Below are 22,065 nucleotides of genomic sequence, written 5' to 3'. Positions count from 1 at the left end.
ATTATTTTCCTGTCAGGATCAAAACAAGTTGTATAGGCTTGCCATCCCTCAGTATACCCACATTGACTTGTGGTTGATCCAGCAATTTAAATAAAGTCAACGGGTTAACTCCATGAGCTACAAGACTACCGCCTACAGACAACACGACATCGTCTTTCTGTAATCCAGCCTTACTAAACAGACTACCTGCACGCAACTGTCTAACCCACAGACCTTTTTGTTTTCCACGAGTAGCAGGTGCAAACTGTATGTCCCGGGAAAGAGAGTCGAGATCCTGCAACTTGGCCTTTAGATCACGACGTGGGAGCATCTTACGCGCTACTCCCTTTTTCGCTGCAATCTTCTTGTCAGTATTATCTATGAGCAACAGTTGTTTTTGATTACCTTTTTGAAGAACTATTGCCCTCCTCTGTATCTCGACTATTTTGAATCCACTAAGCTTATCGCCAATTTTAACCAATTTCTGTTTGTTGCCTTGAAGTGTTACAGCACGCGACAATACAGTCACATCTGAATAAATAGTACCCACCAACTTGATATTCAGCTTTGCCACCGGTAACTGAGCAAGTGTTTTTTTCTTCGCTACAGGAGGCTTAGGCCTAGCGGCCTTGAAAGCATTCCTACTCCAAATCGGTGCGAAATATTTCAACGGTGGAATTGAAACTTTACTTGCTGACTGAACAGATTTTATACTCGTGCCGTGTATTGAAGGCAGCTTTGGTTCAACGACGAGCACCACGGCAGCGCTCGCAAGAAAATAGGCAACCACCGATATGGTTGAAAGATTCAGGGCAAGTCTCGGCCAACGCCCAATAAGCCTGCCAATTTCTAATTCTCGCATTTTCCAGCTGATTCATATTTTTCAAAAGGCCCACAATAACCCAGATCGCAAGCTCGTTTCAAATCCGCACACCCCTTCTCTTCTTTTTCAAGAAGGTAATTCAGCTCGCCCCTGTTGATATAGGCTTCAGGAAAACTAGACTTACGCGAGATAGCTCGAGTATAATCGGACACGGCATTTTCATAATCCTGCCGCATTTGATAACCTTGTGCGCGGTTGTAGTAATATACCGCACTTGAATCGTTCAGCTTCATGGCTTCATCAAGATCAGTCATCCCGCTCTTATAATCTTTCAACTGAAAGTAACAAAGGGCACGATTTGAATAGGCGTTCGCTTTCTGAGTAGGATTTTCACTGAAGAACATATACGCGGTGTAGTCTTTTACAGCATCCATCCAGAGACCGTTCCTTTGCTCGGCATACCCCTTCATAAAAAGACTTTCCGCACTGGTAGGTTCAAGAGCAACGGACTGGCGGAAAAGACCGAGGGCTATTTCAGGCTCATTCATATAAAAAAATGCGACACCTTTGCCATAGTAGGCAACAGCATTGCGTGGATTGATCTGTATGGCTCTGTCAAAAAAACTCAGGGACTCATCATAGTTCTGAATCTTGATCTGGGCAAACCCTACATTGACAAGATAATTGGAATTCATGGGAGCAAGCAGGGATGCACTTTCAAATGCGTCAAGAGCGGCCTCACCCTGACCACCCCGGAGCAGGATCACGCCCATGTTATTCAGAGAAACATGGTCGGACGAGTTGGCGGCCACAAGTTGTTGATACAACTCAAGGCTTTTCTGTCCCTCGCCAGCTTCATACGCTTTCACAGCATCCAAGCTGACAAGACTTACCACACTCAGATCTGTTGAGACTTCGACTACCGGACGCGTGGAAGTACACCCTCCAGCAAGCAGGGTTGTAAACAAAAATATCAGCCACACACAAAGTCCCAATTTCATACTCGCACCTATTCGGCAAAATCCGTAAAATGGACAGCCCCTTCCCTGTATTCCAGTTCTCGTATAACCGGGCTCACAAAAAGACTATATAATTTCTCGTCAACTTCTATCCTAAGAATAGCAGCCGATGTTATTCCCCGCCGATCTATCAGCAGTTCTTTTCCTGTCCTGTCCCCTTCTCCAGCAAACACAATCTCCCGAAAACGAGCTGACTCAGGAAAAACAAGTTCACCTTCACCGCCGGTGAAACGAACAGACTCCAGCCTAAACTCCATAATGACATCACTTCTAGTCAGCTTAGCATGTGTGCGCCCCTGGTCCAGCGCTCCTCGCACAGAACGAACCACGGACTCGATACCACCACCATCGCCGCTCATGTCGATTTGCGGCACGACCAACCCCGCGACGACTGCAAGGATCGCTATGACAACAAGCAGCTCAAAAAGAGTGAACCCACCGTTGTGGTGCCTAGTCGATCTGCCAGCTGTTGACATCCGCATCACCATCTTTTCCACCAGAAACACCGTCCGCGCCATATGAAGATAAATCAAACTTTCCGTGCTTGCCGGGTGAGATGTAAATATACTGCGTTCCCCATGGGTCTTTCGGAACCTTCGGAAGATAGCCGGAAGAGGCATAATTCTTCGGCGTCCTGCCAGTCGACGGCTTCCTCACAAGCGCTTCTAGACCTTGTTCGGTTGTCGGATAAAAACCATTATCAATGTAAAATTTTTTCAAGGACGTGGAGATGCTCTCCATCTGCATTTTGGCTTTAACCACGCGCGCTTTTTGCGGCTCATCCATGAACTGCGGGACAATCAAGCCTGCAAGAACACCCAAAATGACAATGACAACCATCAGCTCGATTAAAGTAAACCCTTCACGGCCTTGACGCTTCCGACCTTTCCCGTGCTTCATCCTAGAAAAACCCATGTAAACAACTCTCCATCAATTATCGTGAAATTGTTCGCCGAAAGAGTTCTCCATCAAACTCAAACGACACGTAGCCTTGTCCTATATCTATCACCTTAACATCGTCAACAGATTCTCCTACATGGAGAAGCTTAGAATTGATGACGGCGATACTTGCTGCCACATCCTTATTCCAGGCAATTGCACCTATCACCAATTCACCAATGACTGGATGGACGCTGCCATCCTTCGGTTCTCCTAGCGCATGGGGGCCAGCTGCTGATTGCCCTGAATTTAAATCAAAACTAGGTTCCTCAACTACGACTAGGACCTCTGGGTATAGACTGTCTTCAACAGTCGATTTAATTTTATCTTGGGTTCTATCTACCGAGGCCTGCTCTGGCGCACTTGCAGGAACGCGCTCTTCATACTTCCAGACCGAACGAGGCTCTTTGTTATCAGAGACATCACTAAGACCTGCAGCGGATAATACAGTTGTATCAACTTGAGTCCGAACGTCTTTACTATCAACTGTTGTCGATGCGACTTGACTTGATACGGGGTCCCTCAGAGCCCAAGCAACAACGAGGACAAACATCACCAGGAGGGTTGCAATCCCTCCTGCCCCAATTAACGTCCTCCTAGGTGGCTGCTTCTTCGTCCTCACTTGGAACAAGCCCGTATAAACAGAATCGTGGCAGACTTCATCAACCATCTTAGGCGTAACAACGTTCGTATCCTTGAAAGCCAGACCATCCAATGCATGCGCACAGACATGATTGATAAGACGTGGTAACCCACCACTCTCCTTCCAAATATGCTCAACCGCTTCACGGGAAAAAGACGCCATTCCGATCCGTCCACCTTTTTCCAGCTTGAAATGGATATACTTATCCGTATCATCTAGGACAAGCGGAGAAAGTTCGCAGCGAACACCGATTCGCTGATTCAGGGCTTCCATGCCTTCAGTCGCCAACAAATCGAGTATTTCCAACTGCCCGACAAGCAGAATCTGTACGAGCGGGCCATCCTGCGCACGAAGATTGGAAAGAATATGAATCAAGTTCAGATGTCGCTTCGTCAGCAAATGACTTTCGTCAAAAACAATAACGGGCCGCTTACCATTCTCCAAAAGGGTATGAAAATATTTCTCTAGTTTTCCTACACAGTCGTGTATGGAACTCAACCCGGCTGAATCCAAGCCGAACCTTTCGCAACAATGGAAAACCTGCTCCAATGGAGTCTGATAGGGATTACCAAGCTCTACAAAAACAAATCCATTAGAAAGGTAGCTCTGAATATATCGGGCCAGGGACGTCTTACCGATGCCGATCTCGCCTGTGAGCAAGATCAAGCCACAATTGGACTCAAGGCCACGAACGATTCTGTGCACGCCTTTCTTGTGACTCAAGGAAGGGAAAAACACGAAATCTTTCGATGAGTCACCAAATGGGTTAAGCCTGCTTTTTGCGACCATAAGCGAACTCTATCAGCCTCTTTTCTGAAGAGTCATCTGTGTGTTCAGATTCTTCTTGCTATCTTTTTTAATGGAAATAGCTTCTATGTATATTTCCCTTTTTTGGACTTCAATATGGTATAGAAACCTGACAAACTCATCCAAAGAAATGCCCTTAAAAGACACATGCACGACCTCCACGATCGAGCCATCATCTTTTGTCCTATTTCCCGGACGAATGTAATCTATCCTCTTGTTCAACTTCAAATTTCGAGAGACCTTCTCCACATAGGAAAAAAGCTGTTCCTTCAAAATGACAGATGTTTTACTGTTTTCGCCAGCCTTGATTGATGTATATCGTTGCACAGAATCTAGGGCCTTCAGATACTCGTCTCTAGCTGCGCTGATTTCCAATACTCCATCATCCTGTTGGCGTGCCATAGGAAGAAATATTCCAACACCAATAACGATAACAACAAACATACCTATCATTATTCTGACCGGGCGACTGATATGCATATCTAAAGAGAGGGCGCTCATCGCTGCACCTCAATTTCAAAACGAATTCTTTTCGATTTTTTGTTCGCTGTGGCATTCTTAATCTTCGCTCCCTGAAAAACTTTCGTTTTCTCAATGGCCTTGCGAACACTATCCACCGCGTTCATGGATCGGGTTTCCCCTTGAAGATCAATTCGTCTACTGTCCAAATTGAGGCTGATAAATTCAACATCAATTTTCTTATCCAGAACAGCGCTCACTACACGAAGCGTTTCAATAACCGATACGCTTTTTCCCCCAGCCTGGTCATCTGGCCTTCCGGAAAGCATATCGACCCGTGATGAAATAATACTCTGGTATTGCATGGGGGCAAGGCTCTGGCTCACTTCAGGCAAGGCATCTTTATAGGTTTGAAGCGTTGCTTCTTCCAAATATGCCAGTTCGCGATCATTGGCGATTAAAGTCGCATAGGAATACGCACCCCAGGCAATAAAGATCGAAAGAAAAAGCACGGCAAAGAACCAAGCTTCCTGATGCCATACAGAATTCGCCCCAACCAAAGCAAATTCATCTTTCCTGAAATTGAATGAAGCATCAGACTCTTCCGTCAAGCCAAAGGAAGTGGCAAGCCCACTCCCCCTCTGCCCTTCATCGACTTCGTCACCAAGCTTGAGAGACAACTCATCCCAAATATCTAAATGCCCTTCAGAAGCTTCTTCAAACGCTTTTCTGAAAGTTTGAATTCGTACGACATCGCCACTCAAAATGAAGCGTGAGGGCCATTCAGAGTCTCCAAGAAGCCTATAAATTTCTCGCAGTTGTTTGCCAACAAAAGCCTCGAGTTGTTTTTGAAATGCCTCTTGAATATCATTCCCTGAATCCTCGACCGGGTTCTCCCCCGCAAAAACCATTATCCGATCGACTTCATTGACAGACAAACCCTTTTTTGTAGCAAATGAATTTACCAAAAAAGATTCACCCCAGGGAATGACCGCTAAGCTCAGAACTTGACCATCAACCAAGTGGCAAAAGAGCATTCGATCCTTGCCTACCTCCAAGCCAACGCATCTCTCATAATTAGAGAACCGACTCGCACAGGCCCGGGCAAAAGCGGCCACATCCACATCAATCCTTTCAACCTCAACACCCTGTTCCTGAAAAAGCCCTATAAGATCCGCGACAGGCTCTTTTCTCACAGACGCTACAGAAAGAAACGAAGTCCCATCCGAATAACGTCCCCTGAAATAGTCACTCACCAATTCATGACGCTCAAAGGGAAGATCTTCATCCAATTCAAACGCCACAACCTGATCAATCTGTCGACGATTTTGGATCGGCAGTTGAAAATTCCTAAGAATACAATTCCTTCCGTCAATCCCTACGACGGCTCGCTCGAATATGGCATTATTGTCCATGGCATAACTCATGGCCATGGACAAAGCTTTTGCATCTGACTCAATGGACGAGGACAGCATTAATGGCTCGGAATTCCTATCCTGCCGTAACAAGAAGTGCATCTTTCCATCAGATAAAGTTATATAACCAACGCCATTTTTCATGCTAGATATTGACCTAATGGATATTCTCGAACAACACAACACACCGCTTAGAGTCTCTTCTAAGAATGGTAGTAGAATTAAGATGCCCCGCACCGATTGTAGCGGTCAACAACACACGGAAAACTGAACTCTTACTGGCTAGAGCTTTATCCGGGAAATTGGACATATCGCCCCCGACTCTCATGGCAATACCCTTATACCAAGGAAGGGAGAAATCGTTAGCCCCCTCATTCCTGTAGTTCTCAACGGCTTCCACAAATTCAGCACTCAACTCCGAATTAGGTATCATAGCCGCAATCACCTCACGCTCAGCGATATTGACGTTGATTTTACCACTACTCCAAACGGTAATAAATTTTCTGAGTCCAGGAATCCCATTCGCACCATAAAACACTTTACGAATATCTTCTGGCTCGACTCCCTCCCATCTAACCAGCAACAATTCATCGGGGGCTCGAAAAGGACCGTTGGTTGAGATGAACGCTGGTTCCTGCCCTGCGTACCAATCCTTGTCCCCTTGTGTATCCTTTTCCCCTAGCCAGATCTTAATTGATTTCAGATAAATGTTTGAATCAGCCTCAATTCCATGCGCCGAACATAAGCCCTCAACAAGTCTGACAAAAATTTCACCAAGATCTTTCCCTACATCATTCCCTGCACGGAATGAATTCAAATGAATCCGACCATCTTCAGGAATTATACGCCCACTGATATCACCGGATTCAAGCGAAGCGGATATCTCGTCATAAAAAACCTCAATGTTGGCCCAATTATCAAACTTATGATCGGCACTATTCCCATTGTCCTTTATATCTTCAAGCAGTATTTCCTTGGCCACGGTCAACCCAGAGCGCAGCAAACTCCCCCCAGCAACAACAACTCGCTGATAAGCGGCGCTAGAATAATCAATCCTCAGAAACTTACCACTCTCCAATATCAGAAATGCAGCAGCAGCCAAGACGAGCAAGACGACAATAAGAACCGATCCATCTTTATTTTGGTGTCTCATGGGCTTAACTCTCATCTTCTACCATCGCAGATAACCCAACTGTGAACAGATGCTCCCGATTACCTGGATATACAACCTTTACATTAACTGCTTGAGGGTATTGCGCGTTACCACCATCCCATTCCGTCACAAAAGAGTTATCCTCAGGATCATAATATTCGATTTCAATATCCGAAATTTCTTTAAGAATAGGGACCTCGACCCACTCCCAATCCCCCGAAAGTCCACAATTGTTCCTTTCCCGACGGTAAATATTTTTCGTATCTGAACCGCCTTTCATAACATACTCGACTCTTTGCAACGAAAAAGAAGGACTAGTTCCGAAGTTATTCAGGCTCGCAGTTGAGCAAAACTCCATAAGCAGGCCGTCAATACCGAGGAAAGAGCCACTCTTCCCTTTAAAACGAAAGGAATCACCCGAAGCCGCATAAACCGAACGCAGGTCATCAAAAAGAATCCCCTCAAAGGTGCGTTCACCATAAGATGAGCTTTCTTGAAATTTGACACTGGACGCAACGTCCACAACGGAATTAAACATACCGAACAAAGCCATCATAATCACTGAAGACAACGCAACAGCCACAAGGACCTCGATAAGCGTAAAGCCGGCCCTATCTCCTCGCGTCGCAATTCTTCCTTTTTTTATCTTTTTCATAGTAACTCGCGGAAAATCCGTTCTACCTTAACAGACCGGTCCGTATCGTCCCGCCTGACAACCAGTTTCAAACGATACCATCCACCGTCTTTTAGGAGGTGCGAACTCGCGCTCCATTCATAGCCAGGATGATCTTCAAAAGTGCCCTCTCTGGAAAGCGAAGAAGAAAAACCGTCCTTTTCCAAATCTTGCATTTTCAATCCGGCGAGACGGGAGATGGTATCAAGATGACGAATCTCTGCCATCAAATCCTGCGTCTGCGAAGTGTGTTTCATGATAGCCAGCGCACCAACGCTGAGGACAATCAACGTAATGAGCACCTCAATAAGAGTAAACCCTGCTTCACGCTTCATCTGTTACTCCTCCACTCTCGCCAAAAATGAGTCCACTGCTAACGCAAGTTGCTCAGGCTGGTCCCAAACCACGGCATGCCCGCTTCGCTCCAGTCCTCGCAACAAGCTTCCTTCAATGTTAGCTTCCATATCATCGAAGTGCTCACGAGGTATTACCCGATCTTCCTGCCCATACACAATAAGTACTGGACATTTGATATTAGAGAGAGCGGCATTCAACTTCCTGCCCTCTAAATCCAATTGGACTTGAAAACGAGGCAATGCAGCAAAAACGCGAGAAGTCCTGTCCCAATGAGATTGTAAAAACAGATTAGGAACAGGAGGGGGAGTTTTAAATATGCGGTAATAAAAATCTTTGCCTGGATTTTCTTTATTTAAATCCAAGCCTGCAACAATCTTATTGGCACTCCCATCCAATGGAGAAATCAGGACTAAGTCCTTAACTCTTTCCGGGGATCCTGTGGCCATCTGTAACGCTGGCCATGCCCCGAAGGACAGACCTACCAATGATGCTTTGGATATTTTCAAGTCCTCAAAAAGTAATTCGACAAGCTGTCTTTCAAAATTAATATGGTAACCTGAATTGACTAAGTCCGGGAGATTGGCAAAAAACATATCCGGAGCAACAACGTGATAATTTTTTGCCAGTTCAGGAAGAAGTTGAAACCAAGAGGTTAAGGCGTTACCTCCGACGCCATGGAGAAGGATGACAGTTTCAAGATTCTCTTTCCCGCCCTCAAAGATAAAGACAGTACTTTCATTTTTATGGATAAACCTCGAAGAAACCCCATTTAGGGCAAGATAGCCCTTCAAGCCTTCCTGAAACAGGTTCTCTCCCTGAAAGACAACAACCGCGCCAAGAATAATCAAAAGAGCACATAGTATTAGTTTTCTCATATTACGCCCACATCATCATAACTAAACACCCAATTCCCAATATAGCTGAGGCGGGCATCTTGTTGCCCCTATTCCATTTAGCCGTGAAGAAAACAACCATCCCATAAGCAACACACATGATCAAGGTCATGACGATGAGCCTCGACTCGGCAAAGCAGCTGATGACTGCTGCCGTCCCCACCAATAAGATTCCAAATTCTGGCACAACTTTCCCTGCTCGACATGCAATTACGAAATATATGATTGAAAACATCACTCCAACACCTGTGCCAACAAATATTGTATAGAGAGCATCGCTAGGACTGACAATCATCGAACCAATTGCAACAAGCAAAATCCCCCAAATAACAAACTTAGGCACCTGCTTCACTTGCATTTCAACAGCAGATGACACGATCAAAAGAAAGAGTACTGGCATCGCAAGCGACCATTGCAACGGAGACTCATAGCGAACGGCCAAGAAAACTCCACAGACCAACGAGGAAAATTCAACAATAGGATATCGTGGGCTTATCGGACACCCGCAATATCGACATCTGCCTCTTAAAAAGAAATAGCTTATGAGCGGAATGTTATCGAACCACTCCAAGAAAGTCTTACACTCGGGGCAATACGAACGGGATGGAGTGACAACCGATGCTCCTACGGTATGCCGATAGGACAAGCAGCCCGCGAAGCTACCGAGTATGAGCCCTAAAACAACAAAAATTAGTATCCTAAGAACTTCAGGCACCACAGGCTCTCCCGACGATAGAATGATCAATTTCTTTCACCATTGCCTATAGCACTCCCTCATAACGATGAGAATCAGATGACTGGCTCGCAAGGTAGAAATAAGATCGCAAGACTAACGTTATTCTTCCATTCATTCTTTTCCATACTTGACAGCCGGCCAGAGTCTAGCATTTATATATGCTAGCAAGCCCCAATTATACGCCAACATGATTTCTTTAATAAAACTTAAACTCTATTTTCGTTTTAAGTGAATGAGCGCCAAACGCGATAAGCATTTAAATTTAAATATAAAAAAACAAAGAGCCCCCTATGAAAAACTTGCAGATTCGCCTGCGTACGTCCATTCTCATAATAGCCTACCTGTTAACCACAACCATATATGCCTCAGCTGGCACAAATATTCAGACTCAAGGTAGTCAGCCCAAATATTCGATAGCAGATCATTACACTTGGTTGATAAAATCAAATAACCGAGACAAGCAAGCCTTATCACAGGCCTATAGTAACCGAGGTGAATATTACAGGAGAAATAAAATACATGCCAAGGCCATAAGTGATTTGAATATGGCTCTTTCACTAGACCCACAAAACACCGCCGCTTACAACAATCGAGCAAACTATTTTGCGGATGTAAAAGATTATAAGACGGCCATCAGTGACCTTAATAAAGCGATTGAAATCGACGATAGAAATCTTATTTCATACATAAACAGAGGTGCCATATATAGTGAAATGAAAAACTACGAGATGGCCATCGAAGATTACGGAAAGGCTATCCAAATCAATAGACGTTGTGTTCCTTGCTACTTCAATAGAGGCACCACATATTTGAAAACAGGCCAACTCGACAAGGCTATTTCCGATTTTTCAAAAACAACCAATATTAATCCCAATAATTACATGGCCTATTACAACCGGGCGTTAGCTTATATAAAATTAGATGAATACGCTCTAGCCCTACAAGACTATGAACACTCGCTTGCTATTCATGACACAGACAGCACCACTCTTAATGGCTTTGCTTGGTTTTTAGCAACCTGTCCAGAACCAAAATACAAAAATGGTATGCGTTCGATTGAATTGGCCCAAAGAGCTATCTATTTATCTTCTGGGCAAGATTTAAATAAACTGGACACGCTCGCTACGGCATACGCAGAATCCGGTTTCTTGCAAAAGGCCATCAACACCTTGAAAGAAGCCATCCAAATCGCTCAGAAAGACAATAACGCAAAAACTGTGCAGGAAATGAAAACTAAGCTTGAGCAATACACAAAAAAACTAGAAACAAGTAAATAGCACTATGCAGCCCGACCTAGAGCTGCAGAACTACGCTTCAAACAAATTATTAGAATTTAGACCCACAAGCACCAATATAAAGGCCTGGCAGATTAAGAGCAATTTGTATATAGAGCTATATATAATCATGCATTTATTTCAACAATGCAGCACAAGATTATCCAAACGAACTTATCTTGATAAAAAAAGATCCACCTTAATTCGCCGCTCAGTAGTCCGAAGAGCCTAGGGCATATATGGCCCCGCGCTGATGAATAAAACTCTTGATAGATAAGAAGCTTCAGCAGTTGAACTTTACGTACCTGAATAGGTTTTAATATTATATTGACGTTGAAGATGTCATGCCTGTCCTCTCGAATAGGCATGACGTCTTTTCATATTTTTTTTAGTCGTTACAGCTCTTAGTCAGTCCTATATAGAAGTCGCTTAAGCCGGATAATTCAAATAAAAGAGCAAAGCTCTCGGCCTCATCTAGGCCGGAGGCTTTGCGCTTATTTCTTAACACACCTAGCTTCGACCACCCAAACCGCATACATTCAATGCTGGATTTGTCGACATTTTCAAAACACCTCTCCCAAATAAGAACGCCCACGGCCAGACATTGCTGTGGGCGTTCTTATTTCGTCACTCTTCCCTTCAAAACAGACAGATGTCTTGACCTTGTATTCGTTCACTACACATAGATCACAGCTATGAATCAGACCACTCTCATCATCCTTGGCATCGGCATCTTCTTCGTCGTTGGCGGGGTTGCCTTATCCAAAATATCCAGGGCAAAAAAACCAGCCCCCCCCCAGGAAATCAATCTCGATTTTAATTCCAGAAAAAAAAGAAAAACAATGCGTTTCTAGCATTAGCTTGTCACACCGCATCACACTTTCCCAACAACTCCCGCTCCCCCTTTCAACATGAAGTATGCTGTCGAATTCATGTTGAAGAATCGGCTGGGTCATTTACCCAAAACTGAAGAAAAGCACCGTTGGGTTGCTTCATTTCTAAATGAAACGCCATGTCGTAAAAAAGACTTGGAGGGTGTGATCTTTTCTAACCGAGAGATCATCAAGATGATTGACCGAGTAAGCCAAATCTGAATTTTAGGCCATTTTCACCCCGTAAACACAGGGATTGAGAAGGCTGTTCATTGCAAATTTGAGGTCTTCAATAGTACCCACCAGAGCTAGCCTTTGAGTACAACAAGAACACACGCAAAGCCTGATTAATACGAGTTTGATAGCCCTTCCCCTGTTCCTTAAACGTAGCGAACAAATCTTTGTCTAAACGGATGCTAACAGGCTTCTTGGGCAGATCTGGAAGCGAATCATCATCTGCCAAAGCTTCCGGCAGTTTATCTACTGGATATTCGACAAATGCACGCAATATCGTGTTGATAGCGGGCTGATACTTCCCGTCTGAAATAGACTCCAAGAACTCAATTACGTCGGTATGCAGGCGGATGGATATGGAGGTCTTGTTAGGCTTCTGACGCTCTAAAGCTTTCCGTGCGTGCTTAACGAACATGGCTGCCTGCACATCGGGATCATCGTCTTGAATGATGAGTTTTTGGGATTTCATTAAACGTATGTATATGCAAATTACATTACTGCCAAGTCTCGCAGGCACAAACTGTATGTCAATTTGTATTTACATTCTTGGCGTGTAGTTTTCATATCTCGCGATAACTTAATTGTCTGGAACTACTGATCTCATGCCACGAGAGCTCCCTTCTCTGTGGGCTTTGTTGAGCTTTGATTTCCTCGCTATTATTATAATATCTAATCTATTGTTTATTAAAACAGTTAGTTAATTACGCTACACCAAAGACAACAATCTTCGTATCAGCCACTTAGACACCCTTCCTTGTTTTCTGATGCCAAGACTAAAATACAATCCACCCAAGCCAAGAAGCAACTCTCTCCGCCAACTGGTAAGCAGCGCCCTTCAGTCGTTCAGGAATCAAAGTCATGACACTCTCCCGATTAATAGATTCTATAATGCTAATTATTTTTCACACCTCTTGTACTATATTATAGTTAGTAATTTTAGCATATTAAGAGGTTTCTATGCATCATAAATCCACTACCAACAAAGGATGTTTCAATGGTTTGCCTATCAACACAGGGAACGGCAGGTTCTTTTGTTTTCACATCATCCTGCAACGACTGTATGACAGCATGTGGTGGATGACAGGTAAGCACTGTCGAGTGTTAGCAATAAGGTTCGATTTACATTTTCCGGTTGATTACAAGTCAAAGGGCGAAAATGTAGAGATTCAACATTTTTTTAAAATAATGAGAGATAACGCCCGCAATCTCAGCAAAAGGAAGGGGGCGAAAATTGATCTGCACTATGTTTGGGTTAAAGAACAAAAAAGCTCAAAACATCCTCACTACCATTGCATTGTTTTTGTGAATGGCAGTGTTGTCCGGGACTACCGGAGATTTCTCGGTAAAGTAATAAAAGTTTGGGGACGGGTACTGGACCGTGACGCTAAAAATTATGTTTGGCCCTGTGATCGAAATCAAAAAGGTATGGCTGTTGAAAATGGTGTTATACTTGAACGCCCTCCCCGAAAAGCATCTGTTTGCACCTTGATCGATTCGACCATCTCTTTTAATAGCGCCATTGATCACCTCTTTTATCGGGCAAGCTATCTCGCAAAAACTAATCAAAAACAGGATGCTTCGCCAGACAGCCATCGTTTTGGAGCATCTCAATTGCGCTAGGTTCCTACAAGGAATAGGAACTGAAAATTAAATTATCTTTTATAGATAGCCACTATAATATACAGAAGAAACTTGGTAAAAATAAGTAAGGTCATGGGCAAACATTCGCTCATGACCTTTTCTGTTTTTTCAACCAAAAATAATGGAGAAGCATATGCGCTACCTCAACATCCGCAATGGAAAATTTACATTCGCTAACACGGTCATTGGCCCTCAGATCGATGCTCAACTTAGACTCATGGGCAAACGTTTTTTGCAATGGACTTCAAATGGCTTGGTTGGCGAAAGGATCTGCCATGATGAAGCCCAGATTCCTAACGGCTGGACACTCGCATATGACTTCGACCTTGAACTGAACAACATCACATATCGGCTGACGATTCACGATGGATCAATCCAGCACGGTTTCAAGCCGTACATCGCCATTTTGTCCTCTATAAACTCTCGACTTGAAGATGTCGTCACCCGCATCACAATTGAGAACAACACACGAGGTTATCCTGTTTTAAAATTTGAAATAGTTTAATAAAAATGAATAATTGATTATCCTTTCGATCTCTTAACATCCCGAGGAATAGCCATGTTTTGTCAACCCGCCATGGAGACCGAGTCTTCAGCCCCGTACCTTTTTAACTCTGGAAATCCAAATCATTTCTTTTCCAGCATTCCAATCATCCAGGAAACCTGTAAAAGAATTGACTTGATGGTAACTTAACATAGAAGAATCATTGTAAATAGATTTCGCTTCCCTGTTCCTCCGGGATTTACTCCTGCCAATTATGAAGCCAAAGTAATTCAGTACCTTAATTTGTTAACTAGCCATGCATATATTTACGACTTAGATTTGGCTCAACCGGTTAAAGCGTACTTTGACTCATGAATGTACAAAAGGGAAAAAGCCTGATGGATTCTATATATCATGTACAACTCCTCGTAGAAGGCAACAATCCATTCGAAGATGTGGATTTTATCAACGAAGCAAAAAATGCCTAGCGATAGGTGACCGGCTGTGACGACGTTGATTTTGATGTCTGGTGCTGCAGTGAGGCTAACGGAATTGTGCTTACGCTTGAGCATCCGTCTCCGCTTGCTACAGTTCAAGAGAGGATGTCGCAAGAAGCTCACTTCCGTGCAGATCTTGTTTTTTGTTTGGCCAGGGCTTGCGATCTCGCTGAAATTAATTCGCGAGGCCATGGCAAAGAGGCATATCCTTCGGGGCTTCTGAATTACGCTAAGTATTTGTCCATTTGGTACAGGCCTCTCCAAAAGGAGAGGCATTGATCTGTGCATCATGCCAATTCGCACTTGATGAAAAAACTGACATATTCAAATCAAAATTTGATCTAAATAAAACAAGAAACACATCCTGGTTCATTATATATGGCTAGGAAGAGACCTAGCCTACTTTCCGGTATGATGTAGAAATCCTTTTCTCCAAACTTGAAAGTTGTCGGAAGATGCAGAGGAAATTACTCGTCCAGATGGCGGCCTTGGATAATCAGTTTGCCCTTGAGGCTGAGGCTGTATTTGGGGATACGGAGGCTTTGCTAACTTCGGGAATTAAGGGTCTGAAATTACACCCATAGTTTGTTCGGTCGTCTGTCGTTCGGAAAGTTGGGCTAGAGGAGGCTGGATATCATCCTCAGCATCAATACGAGGATGCTACGGCGAACCATAGCGATCCTCTTACCGCAGAGCGGTTCATTGGATGACAGGCGGCGCTTTTCCCGACAGGGTACACCGGCATTCAGCGCATTACTGTGGGTGATTGGGGGACAGACGTGCAAGGAGCGATGCAGATGGTTTCTGGCAGATCGGGGAAGGTGAAACTGCACTATGAAGCCCCTCCTGCTGATTTATTCCCCAAAGAGATGGAAGTCTTCTTGGATTGGTTCAACTCTCCGGTAGATGGAGACGGCATCGTTCGGGCTGGGATCGCTCATTTCTGGTTTGTTACGCTTCATCCGTTTGATGACGGTAACGGGAGACTCGCACGGGCGATAACCGATATGGCCATAGCGCAAGACGAGCAAACCTCTCAGAAATCCTACAGCTTGTCTTCACAGGTTTCGGCGTCCCAAAAGGCCTATTAATCGGTCCTAAAAAACGCACAAAAAGGCGATTGACACCTCGCAAAGAGGTTGTACTGGTTTCTCGAAATGGTCAAACAAGGCATACGCAATTCACGCGAGTTGACACGGCTGACCATCATGGATGGCTGAGTTTTGGGAAAGGTACGCCGAGATTAATATTAACGATCGGCAACGCAAGGTGCTCAACAAGTTGCTCGTCGCTGACCCTGACGACTTCGAGGGTGGTATTTCGAACAAGAAACACATCTCCATGACCAACGCATCCTCCGCAACGGCGACACGCGACTTGAAGACTCCGGTGGAAACCAGGATGCTCGTCCAAAGCGGTGGAGGGCGAAAAGCACGGTATGGAATTGATTGGGTCGGAATTACTAGTTAACATTGTAGACACCGCAGACAGCCAAAAGCCTCTTAGCCTAAAACGGTCTCCAGGAGTGCGTGGATGGAGGCTCACAAGCCAAATAGCCAAGAAGTATAAATTCCGCATGTGTGCCCTAACGAAGGGTGGCTGATGATCTTTTCCTAGGAGGAATCTACATGCTACCTCCATGGTCGTTCGCTTGGAAAAGGCGAATTTCCTCCTCTAAATGCTTAGAGTAATGGGGTTACTCAAGCTCGGAATTGGCTCGTCAAGGACATCCCCTTGGTGCAACCTTTTCTCCTCCCTCCAACTATTTGCATATAACTATTTGGAATATAAGGTTATCCAAATTTCAACATTTTCAGACCGAAGCTCATCCCTCCATCCCAGCATATTCATTTTATCCTGCCATATCGAATGGTTAAAACAGCAAACAGCCTTCTAAAGTGTCTAGCATTGCTCGATACTTCGGGATTACTATTTGGATGAAACCGAATACGCGCATCAATCTAGAATCACTGACTAAACATAAAAAAAACATCCCAGAAGCAGATTAAAAGCGGCCTGCTCACTGGGATGGATTGGGATGGGTGTATACCAGTCTGATTTATTTGGATTTTACCCAATTTCCTGGATCAGGATGCCCGTTGTTCTTGATACTATCATTTGCAGTGTTCTTGCTACAACCAAGAGCCTTTCCGATTTGCTCGTAGATCATTTTTTGGGTGCGGAGCTCAAAGACGTCCCTGGCCCGCTTGTCTGCATCGACAAGCCAGAAGGCGCGTTCCTCTCCGGACTGATTTTTGACAAAAAAGAGCCGCAAATCGAAGGCTGTATGACCTGAGCCAGAACGACTTTTCCCGCCATGTACGCTGACGGCCATGGGTTGGTCACCATTATCAGAAGAAGCCTGCTTCTTTACCGCGTAAAAACGGCTGTCGAAAAAGCGATTCTTCTTTTTATACCCATCCGGCTTACTCGGATCTGCGTCAGAGGCATGATGCACGAACAATATGGCTATCCCGGCAAGTTTCAACTCAGCAAGAAATCCATTGATGTCCCGCCATGCCTTGTCTTCTTCCCCGGAAAATAAGGCGCTCCAATTGTCAAGGATAAGCACATCTACCTTTCGCTTGCCTGACGGGGTAAACAGCTTAACCCGCAGCCGCTCTCTGAACTCCTTGTCAGTCAGATCGAACAGCTTACGTTCCTTACCCGACGATATCATCGTAAAGTATGGGGAGGATTCTTCTAGACCATAGCAACGACGAAAGGCTGCTTCCCGGCGCTTCAGGTCCTTCCGAGAGTTCTCTCCATCAACGTACAAAACCTTCTTACGTACTGGGACCTTCCATGCCGTACCAAAGACATTTTTACCACTGGCAAGCCCGTACCCCACGCTGAGTGCAATCATGCTCTTACCCACGCCATCATACGCGTAAAGCATGGTTGCGGTTTCTCTTTCGAGCACTCCCTCGATGCAGACAAACAACTCGTCATGTTCATCGGGCAATACGTCGAGGACCTCGGCACGTTCTTCCAAGCCAAGGCTGACATAAATGTCCTGTTTCGTGAGTTGAAACAGAAACGCATCATTTGCGAGATTGAAGGCCCTACTGTCATCAAAAGGGTAGAGCACCGATTTGGTGTACACACTCTCGGTCCCATAGCGATAGAGCGAAACGGACTTGAGACCATGTTGATCGACAACCTGCTCAAGGATCGCTTGGGCGAGCTGGAAGTCTTCCTCAGTCTCACGAATAACTACTCGTAGATCATGATGCTTGAGGGCCTCCCAGTCCAAATCGACAACCGTTTGCTTTCCCCCGAACCATGTTTGGACGAATGCGCCCTTGAGGCTGGTAACACCTTCCTCCTGCCACCGCTCAAATTGTTCAGCCAAGACCGGATCACTGATCACGTAGGCAACCTTCTTCTTTGCCCTGAAGGCCTCATGCGTTTTGTCGAACGGGTATGGCTTCATTGCAAAGTTCGAATATTGCCACTCGCCTTTCTTGCCGTTTGGCTTTTTCATCCACAGCGTCTTCAAGGCTGATTGACCCTCGGCATCGATGACCATCAGCCCCATGCGCTTGCCATCACGGTCATGCATGGGACGAGCGTTCCTGTGATATTCATTTTGGCGACAATAGATCGCGTTTATCGCGTCTGAATTGCTGTACTTCAGCCGCTCGATTTTCTGCTGACTCAGCTTGAAGTATCCCTTCACATCGTTGATTGAATTGGAAATATCCAGATCATCAATCTCGACCTGCTTCCAACGCGGAACCTCATTATCCAGCATCTCACACGGCACACCGTACTCCCTGGCCAGTTCCGTAATCGCCTCTGCTTCGCTCATGCCCCCGACACGGCTCAGGCCCTCTACTGTTGCATACAACGAAATGAAATCCTGGCCGAAGTCTGAGCCACTGCCAACTTCCCTAAATGGAGCATACACATCGCTATTCCGATCCCACCTACCGATGTTGCCATGACTGTTCCGGTGATGTTCGAAAAAGACCCGAAACCGCATCTCGGCATCATGATGCACCCCACCTCCGGTAATCCGCCCATTTGGTAGGATCCCTTTCAAAAACGAAAGCGGATCCTCGGTGATCATTTTAAGCACGTGATAGCGGAGTACATCCAGCCGATCTTTCTGTACTGGGCACAATTTTTTGGAAATAACAGAGAGAGCCCCACCATGTGTCTCGGGCTGCGAAAGAAAGTTAGTCATTATCAACCTCCAAACGTTCCAAAACCCAAGATATAAAGGCAGATCGAGGGTAACAAACCCGACGGCCGATCCTCAGCCTCTCAGCAGGCCCTTCGCCTTTGCTGTCAAGATTAGCGAAAGTCCGTTCAGCTACTGTGTACCCGGTAGCTTTTGAACCAAGGCTTCTTGAAATTAATGGGGGGAACTCTTTTTCCAGTTGAAGAATAACTTGTTGAATTGAAGTGTTGTCTTTTGACGTCATGTGCGCCTCCTTTTCCATAGAGACTGCACAATGAACGCGATTTAAGATAAGCACGCTTTCAAGAATCGATAACGAATAAAAACGAGATATTAGGATTTAATGAAGGAGCGATAGTTAAGTACGCGCATACGTTCAACACACGCCCGAGCAAGAGTATAGCGTCGGTCTAAAGCAGTTGCATCAAGATCCTCAGACAATCCAAACACCTCAACTTCAAACGCCAATTCATTTGCATCTTTTCTGGACATGCCATGGATATTGCTTTGGTCCCACAACCATAAACCAATGCAGCGGGAGCGAAATGAGGTCTGTTCACTTTTTACAACCGAGATAGCCTTAAGAGTCTTCCAATTGTCACCATCGAATACATGCTCTTGAGGAAAAGCCCAGTTCCGATATTTGATGATCTGAGCCTCCAACAGCACTAAGACTTCTTTCATTCGCTTCGTGTCGAATATATTCATATCTACACAGATCTGAATTACCGACCCCTCTTTTTCTCCAAAGGGATTGCCTTTCTTTTTCTTTTCAAATCTATAAATGGCGGCCTCAATACTTTGCGCTATTTTTATAGGAATATCGGTATTCTGCATACTAAGATAGCAATATAAGGAGCTATCATCTTCAGAAGAATAAAATTGTGCCCTATTCCTAGAGGCAAAATTCACTTCAACACCATACTCAATCAAGAGGCTATCCTTGCTCAAAAAAGGCTCACAAAGACATGGGGGAACTGTCGTGTCATTATAGAATTGCAAAGACTCTAGTAAGTCGTCCATCAGAAGCATTTGCCATGGGAAATATCCAAATTGAAGGCTCTTCTCGAATAACCAGTTTAACGAGTCATCGCAGCACGAACGGTTAATAATCTTAAATGCCAAAGACTCAACCCATGCGGGGTCTTTTTTTTGAATATCTAAAAACATATTTCGTAATTCTGAATTAGCCGAGTAAACATCGTAATAATCCAACATCAAATACAGCTTATTGGCCGATGCTATTTGGTAATTGGGGTTATCTCCGAACTGACGCCCTAGATTAATTTGCATCAACGCCGAAAGAACCCAATGAAAATGTTGCCTGTGCTTCCATGACAACTCGTCCAGATTCTCAGGACTGCAGGGATAGCCAGACTTTTCGAACAATTCTATACACTTTTTAAGCACACAACCTTGGGCAGCTTGCAATTCTCTCGGAATTCCACCGCCATCCACTGGCGACAAATGAAAGCCGTATCCGTTTTTGGGATTAACAAGCTCTAGATAAAAATTACGACGCGAGTACTCATAACGCCAAAAATCATGCTCAGTGGCCTTATGCATAAGGTTCAACGTCTTATCAGAACTCAAAGTGAATACGTAATCGTTCTTTTTTCTAGACAATAGTCCTCCTTCGCCCCTGGTCGATGCCTACAGACTCAACTCATTAGATACGACAAAACCACTTTTTCAAATTTTGTGGTTTTTTTGTGGCAATATCTCTTTCTCACCAAAAAGAGCAGGGCCTCAGAGGATTGTTAAATCACTCTAAGGCCCTGATTTCATTCTGGTACCAAGGCGGGGACTTGAACCCCGACGGCCGTGAAGCCGGCGGATTTTGAATCCGCTGCGTCTACCAATTCCGCCACCCTGGCACGGGAGACGTTCTTCATAGGGCAGGTGGGAGTTGCTGTCAATCCTCTTGTCACACTTCGGTGTCATTTTTTCTTTAAAAATTTGTTCATTCAGATGACAGCATACAACAGATACCTGTTTCAGGCAGGACAAAAGACTCATGTAAGATACCCGAAAGCAATTTGACGGATTACATCAAACATTTCATATATGGCTCACGGTGACGAAATCCCGAATGTCCTTCTTGATATGTTTGTCTCCCGCGCGTGAACAAAGTGCCTGCCATTATGCCGAAATAAAACCTCGAATCGCAACATCACGCCCCTGAACTGTCTTGTCACAGCCCGCTGCTTAATGGTAGTAATCTTCCTCTGTATTCATCGTAACGTCAGGAGATCGCATTGCTGCCCATAGGTTCCATCGTCAACGCCTTCGCCATTATCGGCGGCTCTGTTCTGGGATGTTGGCTTCAATCTCATTTCCCTGAACGTATTCGGACCATTGTTTTCCAAGGACTGGGCCTGAGTGTCCTGCTTATCGGCATCCAGATGGCACTCAAAACCGAAGACACCATCCTTGTCATCTTCGCAATTCTTCTGGGCGGTATTACGGGAGAAATATTACGGCTGGACACACTCTTTGAACGACTCGGCAACCGTTTCAAGAAACTCATCGGTTCCAAAAATGCAAAATTCACAGAGGGATTGATCACGGCTTCTCTCGTCTACTGCATCGGGGCCATGGCCATCATCGGCCCTCTTGAAGAAGGGATACGCGGAGACACGACAGTTCTGTTCACCAAATCCATTCTTGACGGCTTTGCCTCTATCGCCTTTGCCGCGACGTATGGCTCTGGTGTCCTATTCTCTTTCATCCCAGTGCTGCTCTATCAAGGAACACTAACCTTGGGAGCCAATTTTTTTCAACAGTACTTCTCTGACATGATGATTGCACAGATCACCGGTTGCGGCGGCCTTCTTATTATAGGTATAGGCATCAACCTACTGGAGCTGACCGAAATCAGAATGGCGAATTTACTCCCCTCTCTGGCCTACGTGGTCGTTCTCACCGCCATTTTCGCATAAAAAAGGCCCGCTCCTTATGGAACGGGCCTCGACGTG

22 protein-coding genes, 1 tRNA gene and 1 pseudogene are annotated in these 22,065 nt (G+C 44.9%); 6 read left to right on the top strand and 18 right to left on the bottom strand.

Annotated features, from left to right (window positions below):
• Window position 1 precedes the first annotated feature (1 nt).
• The 13 genes and pseudogenes from SYK_RS14315 to SYK_RS17730 all read right to left on the bottom strand — a co-directional run.
• The gene (locus SYK_RS14315) at window positions 2-841 is read right to left on the bottom strand and encodes a type II secretion system protein N (RefSeq protein ID WP_281760951.1); all 840 of its coding nucleotides are present in this window, start codon (window positions 839-841) and stop codon (window positions 2-4) included.
• Complete coding sequence (locus tag SYK_RS14310; protein WP_281760950.1) at window positions 829-1,803, bottom strand: tetratricopeptide repeat protein; 975 nt, start codon at window positions 1,801-1,803, stop codon at window positions 829-831. Before SYK_RS14310 ends, SYK_RS14315 begins: the two co-directional genes overlap by 13 nt.
• Window positions 1,804-1,811: 8 nt before the next feature.
• Complete coding sequence (locus SYK_RS14305; RefSeq protein WP_281760949.1) at window positions 1,812-2,297, bottom strand: pilus assembly FimT family protein; 486 nt, start codon at window positions 2,295-2,297, stop codon at window positions 1,812-1,814.
• Window positions 2,272-2,736 carry a type II secretion system major pseudopilin GspG gene (gene gspG / locus SYK_RS14300; RefSeq protein WP_281760948.1) on the bottom strand — a complete coding sequence of 155 codons (465 nt, stop codon included), beginning with the start codon at window positions 2,734-2,736 and terminating at the stop codon, window positions 2,272-2,274. Before gspG ends, SYK_RS14305 begins: the two co-directional genes overlap by 26 nt.
• A gap of 19 nt (window positions 2,737-2,755) precedes the next feature.
• Window positions 2,756-4,192, bottom strand: a complete 1,437-nt coding sequence (locus SYK_RS14295; RefSeq protein WP_281760947.1) for an ExeA family protein — start codon at window positions 4,190-4,192, stop codon at window positions 2,756-2,758.
• A 12-nt stretch (window positions 4,193-4,204) separates the two neighbouring features.
• Window positions 4,205-4,711 (bottom strand): hypothetical protein, encoded by a 507-nt coding sequence (locus tag SYK_RS14290; protein WP_281760946.1) that lies wholly within the window; start codon window positions 4,709-4,711, stop codon window positions 4,205-4,207.
• Window positions 4,708-6,228, bottom strand: a complete 1,521-nt coding sequence (locus tag SYK_RS14285; RefSeq protein ID WP_281760945.1) for a PilN domain-containing protein — start codon at window positions 6,226-6,228, stop codon at window positions 4,708-4,710. The genes SYK_RS14290 and SYK_RS14285 overlap by 4 nt, the downstream gene beginning before the upstream one ends.
• A 13-nt stretch (window positions 6,229-6,241) precedes the next feature.
• The gene (locus tag SYK_RS14280; RefSeq protein WP_281760944.1) at window positions 6,242-7,237 is read right to left on the bottom strand and encodes a type II secretion system protein GspK; all 996 of its coding nucleotides are present in this window, start codon (window positions 7,235-7,237) and stop codon (window positions 6,242-6,244) included.
• A gap of 4 nt (window positions 7,238-7,241) precedes the next feature.
• On the bottom strand, window positions 7,242-7,892 hold the full coding sequence (locus SYK_RS14275) for a type II secretion system protein GspJ (RefSeq protein ID WP_281760943.1): 651 nt from the start codon (window positions 7,890-7,892) through the stop codon (window positions 7,242-7,244).
• A complete protein-coding gene (locus tag SYK_RS14270) occupies window positions 7,889-8,245 on the bottom strand; it encodes a prepilin-type N-terminal cleavage/methylation domain-containing protein (RefSeq protein WP_281760942.1) in 357 nt (118 codons plus the stop codon). The genes SYK_RS14275 and SYK_RS14270 overlap by 4 nt, the downstream gene beginning before the upstream one ends.
• Before the next feature lie 3 nt (window positions 8,246-8,248).
• Window positions 8,249-9,142, bottom strand: coding sequence for an alpha/beta fold hydrolase (locus SYK_RS14265; protein WP_281760941.1), 894 nt, complete (start codon window positions 9,140-9,142; stop codon window positions 8,249-8,251).
• Between the two features lies 1 nt (window position 9,143).
• The gene (locus tag SYK_RS14260) at window positions 9,144-9,602 is read right to left on the bottom strand and encodes a hypothetical protein (protein ID WP_281760940.1); all 459 of its coding nucleotides are present in this window, start codon (window positions 9,600-9,602) and stop codon (window positions 9,144-9,146) included.
• A pseudogene (locus SYK_RS17730) lies at window positions 9,603-9,875 on the bottom strand (prepilin peptidase); the annotation flags it as partial.
• A gap of 311 nt (window positions 9,876-10,186) precedes the next feature.
• Between SYK_RS17730 and SYK_RS14255 the strand changes: the two are divergent.
• Window positions 10,187-11,173: a tetratricopeptide repeat protein gene (locus tag SYK_RS14255; protein ID WP_281760939.1), complete on the top strand. Its 987-nt coding sequence runs from the start codon at window positions 10,187-10,189 to the stop codon at window positions 11,171-11,173.
• Between the two features lie 1,158 nt (window positions 11,174-12,331).
• Here the strand turns inward: SYK_RS14255 and SYK_RS14250 are convergent.
• Window positions 12,332-12,745: a BrnA antitoxin family protein gene (locus SYK_RS14250; RefSeq protein WP_281760938.1), complete on the bottom strand. Its 414-nt coding sequence runs from the start codon at window positions 12,743-12,745 to the stop codon at window positions 12,332-12,334.
• Window positions 12,746-13,233: 488 nt separating this feature from the next.
• Here SYK_RS14250 and SYK_RS14245 point away from each other — a divergent pair, with 488 nt between their 5' ends.
• From SYK_RS14245 to SYK_RS14230, 4 genes are all read left to right on the top strand, one after another.
• Entirely contained in the window at window positions 13,234-13,896 is a 663-nt protein-coding gene (locus SYK_RS14245; protein WP_281760937.1) for a YagK/YfjJ domain-containing protein, read from the top strand.
• A 154-nt stretch (window positions 13,897-14,050) separates the two neighbouring features.
• The gene (locus tag SYK_RS14240) at window positions 14,051-14,422 is read left to right on the top strand and encodes a hypothetical protein (RefSeq protein ID WP_281760936.1); all 372 of its coding nucleotides are present in this window, start codon (window positions 14,051-14,053) and stop codon (window positions 14,420-14,422) included.
• A gap of 1,273 nt (window positions 14,423-15,695) precedes the next feature.
• Window positions 15,696-15,989 (top strand): Fic family protein, encoded by a 294-nt coding sequence (locus SYK_RS14235; protein ID WP_281760935.1) that lies wholly within the window; start codon window positions 15,696-15,698, stop codon window positions 15,987-15,989.
• A gap of 121 nt (window positions 15,990-16,110) precedes the next feature.
• Entirely contained in the window at window positions 16,111-16,368 is a 258-nt protein-coding gene (locus SYK_RS14230; RefSeq protein WP_281760934.1) for a Fic family protein, read from the top strand.
• A gap of 589 nt (window positions 16,369-16,957) precedes the next feature.
• Here the strand turns inward: SYK_RS14230 and SYK_RS14225 are convergent.
• The 4 genes from SYK_RS14225 to SYK_RS14210 form a co-directional block, all read right to left on the bottom strand.
• Window positions 16,958-19,090, bottom strand: coding sequence for an AAA family ATPase (locus SYK_RS14225; protein ID WP_281760933.1), 2,133 nt, complete (start codon window positions 19,088-19,090; stop codon window positions 16,958-16,960).
• Entirely contained in the window at window positions 19,083-19,331 is a 249-nt protein-coding gene (locus SYK_RS14220; RefSeq protein WP_281760932.1) for a hypothetical protein, read from the bottom strand. Before SYK_RS14220 ends, SYK_RS14225 begins: the two co-directional genes overlap by 8 nt.
• An 89-nt stretch (window positions 19,332-19,420) precedes the next feature.
• The gene (locus tag SYK_RS14215) at window positions 19,421-20,713 is read right to left on the bottom strand and encodes a hypothetical protein (RefSeq protein ID WP_281760931.1); all 1,293 of its coding nucleotides are present in this window, start codon (window positions 20,711-20,713) and stop codon (window positions 19,421-19,423) included.
• A 164-nt stretch (window positions 20,714-20,877) separates the two neighbouring features.
• Window positions 20,878-20,964, bottom strand: a tRNA-Leu gene (locus tag SYK_RS14210).
• Window positions 20,965-21,345: 381 nt separating this feature from the next.
• On the opposite strand from SYK_RS14210, the gene SYK_RS14205 reads away from it, so the two are divergent.
• A complete protein-coding gene (locus SYK_RS14205; RefSeq protein ID WP_281760930.1) occupies window positions 21,346-22,029 on the top strand; it encodes a DUF554 domain-containing protein in 684 nt (227 codons plus the stop codon).
• Window positions 22,030-22,065: the final 36 nt, after the last annotated feature.

Source organism: Pseudodesulfovibrio nedwellii (genome assembly GCF_027923765.1).
GTDB lineage: Bacteria > Desulfobacterota > Desulfovibrionia > Desulfovibrionales > Desulfovibrionaceae > Pseudodesulfovibrio > Pseudodesulfovibrio nedwellii.
The sequence above is the reverse complement of the archived record's forward strand: the minus strand, read 5'-3'. Positions and strand labels throughout refer to the sequence as shown.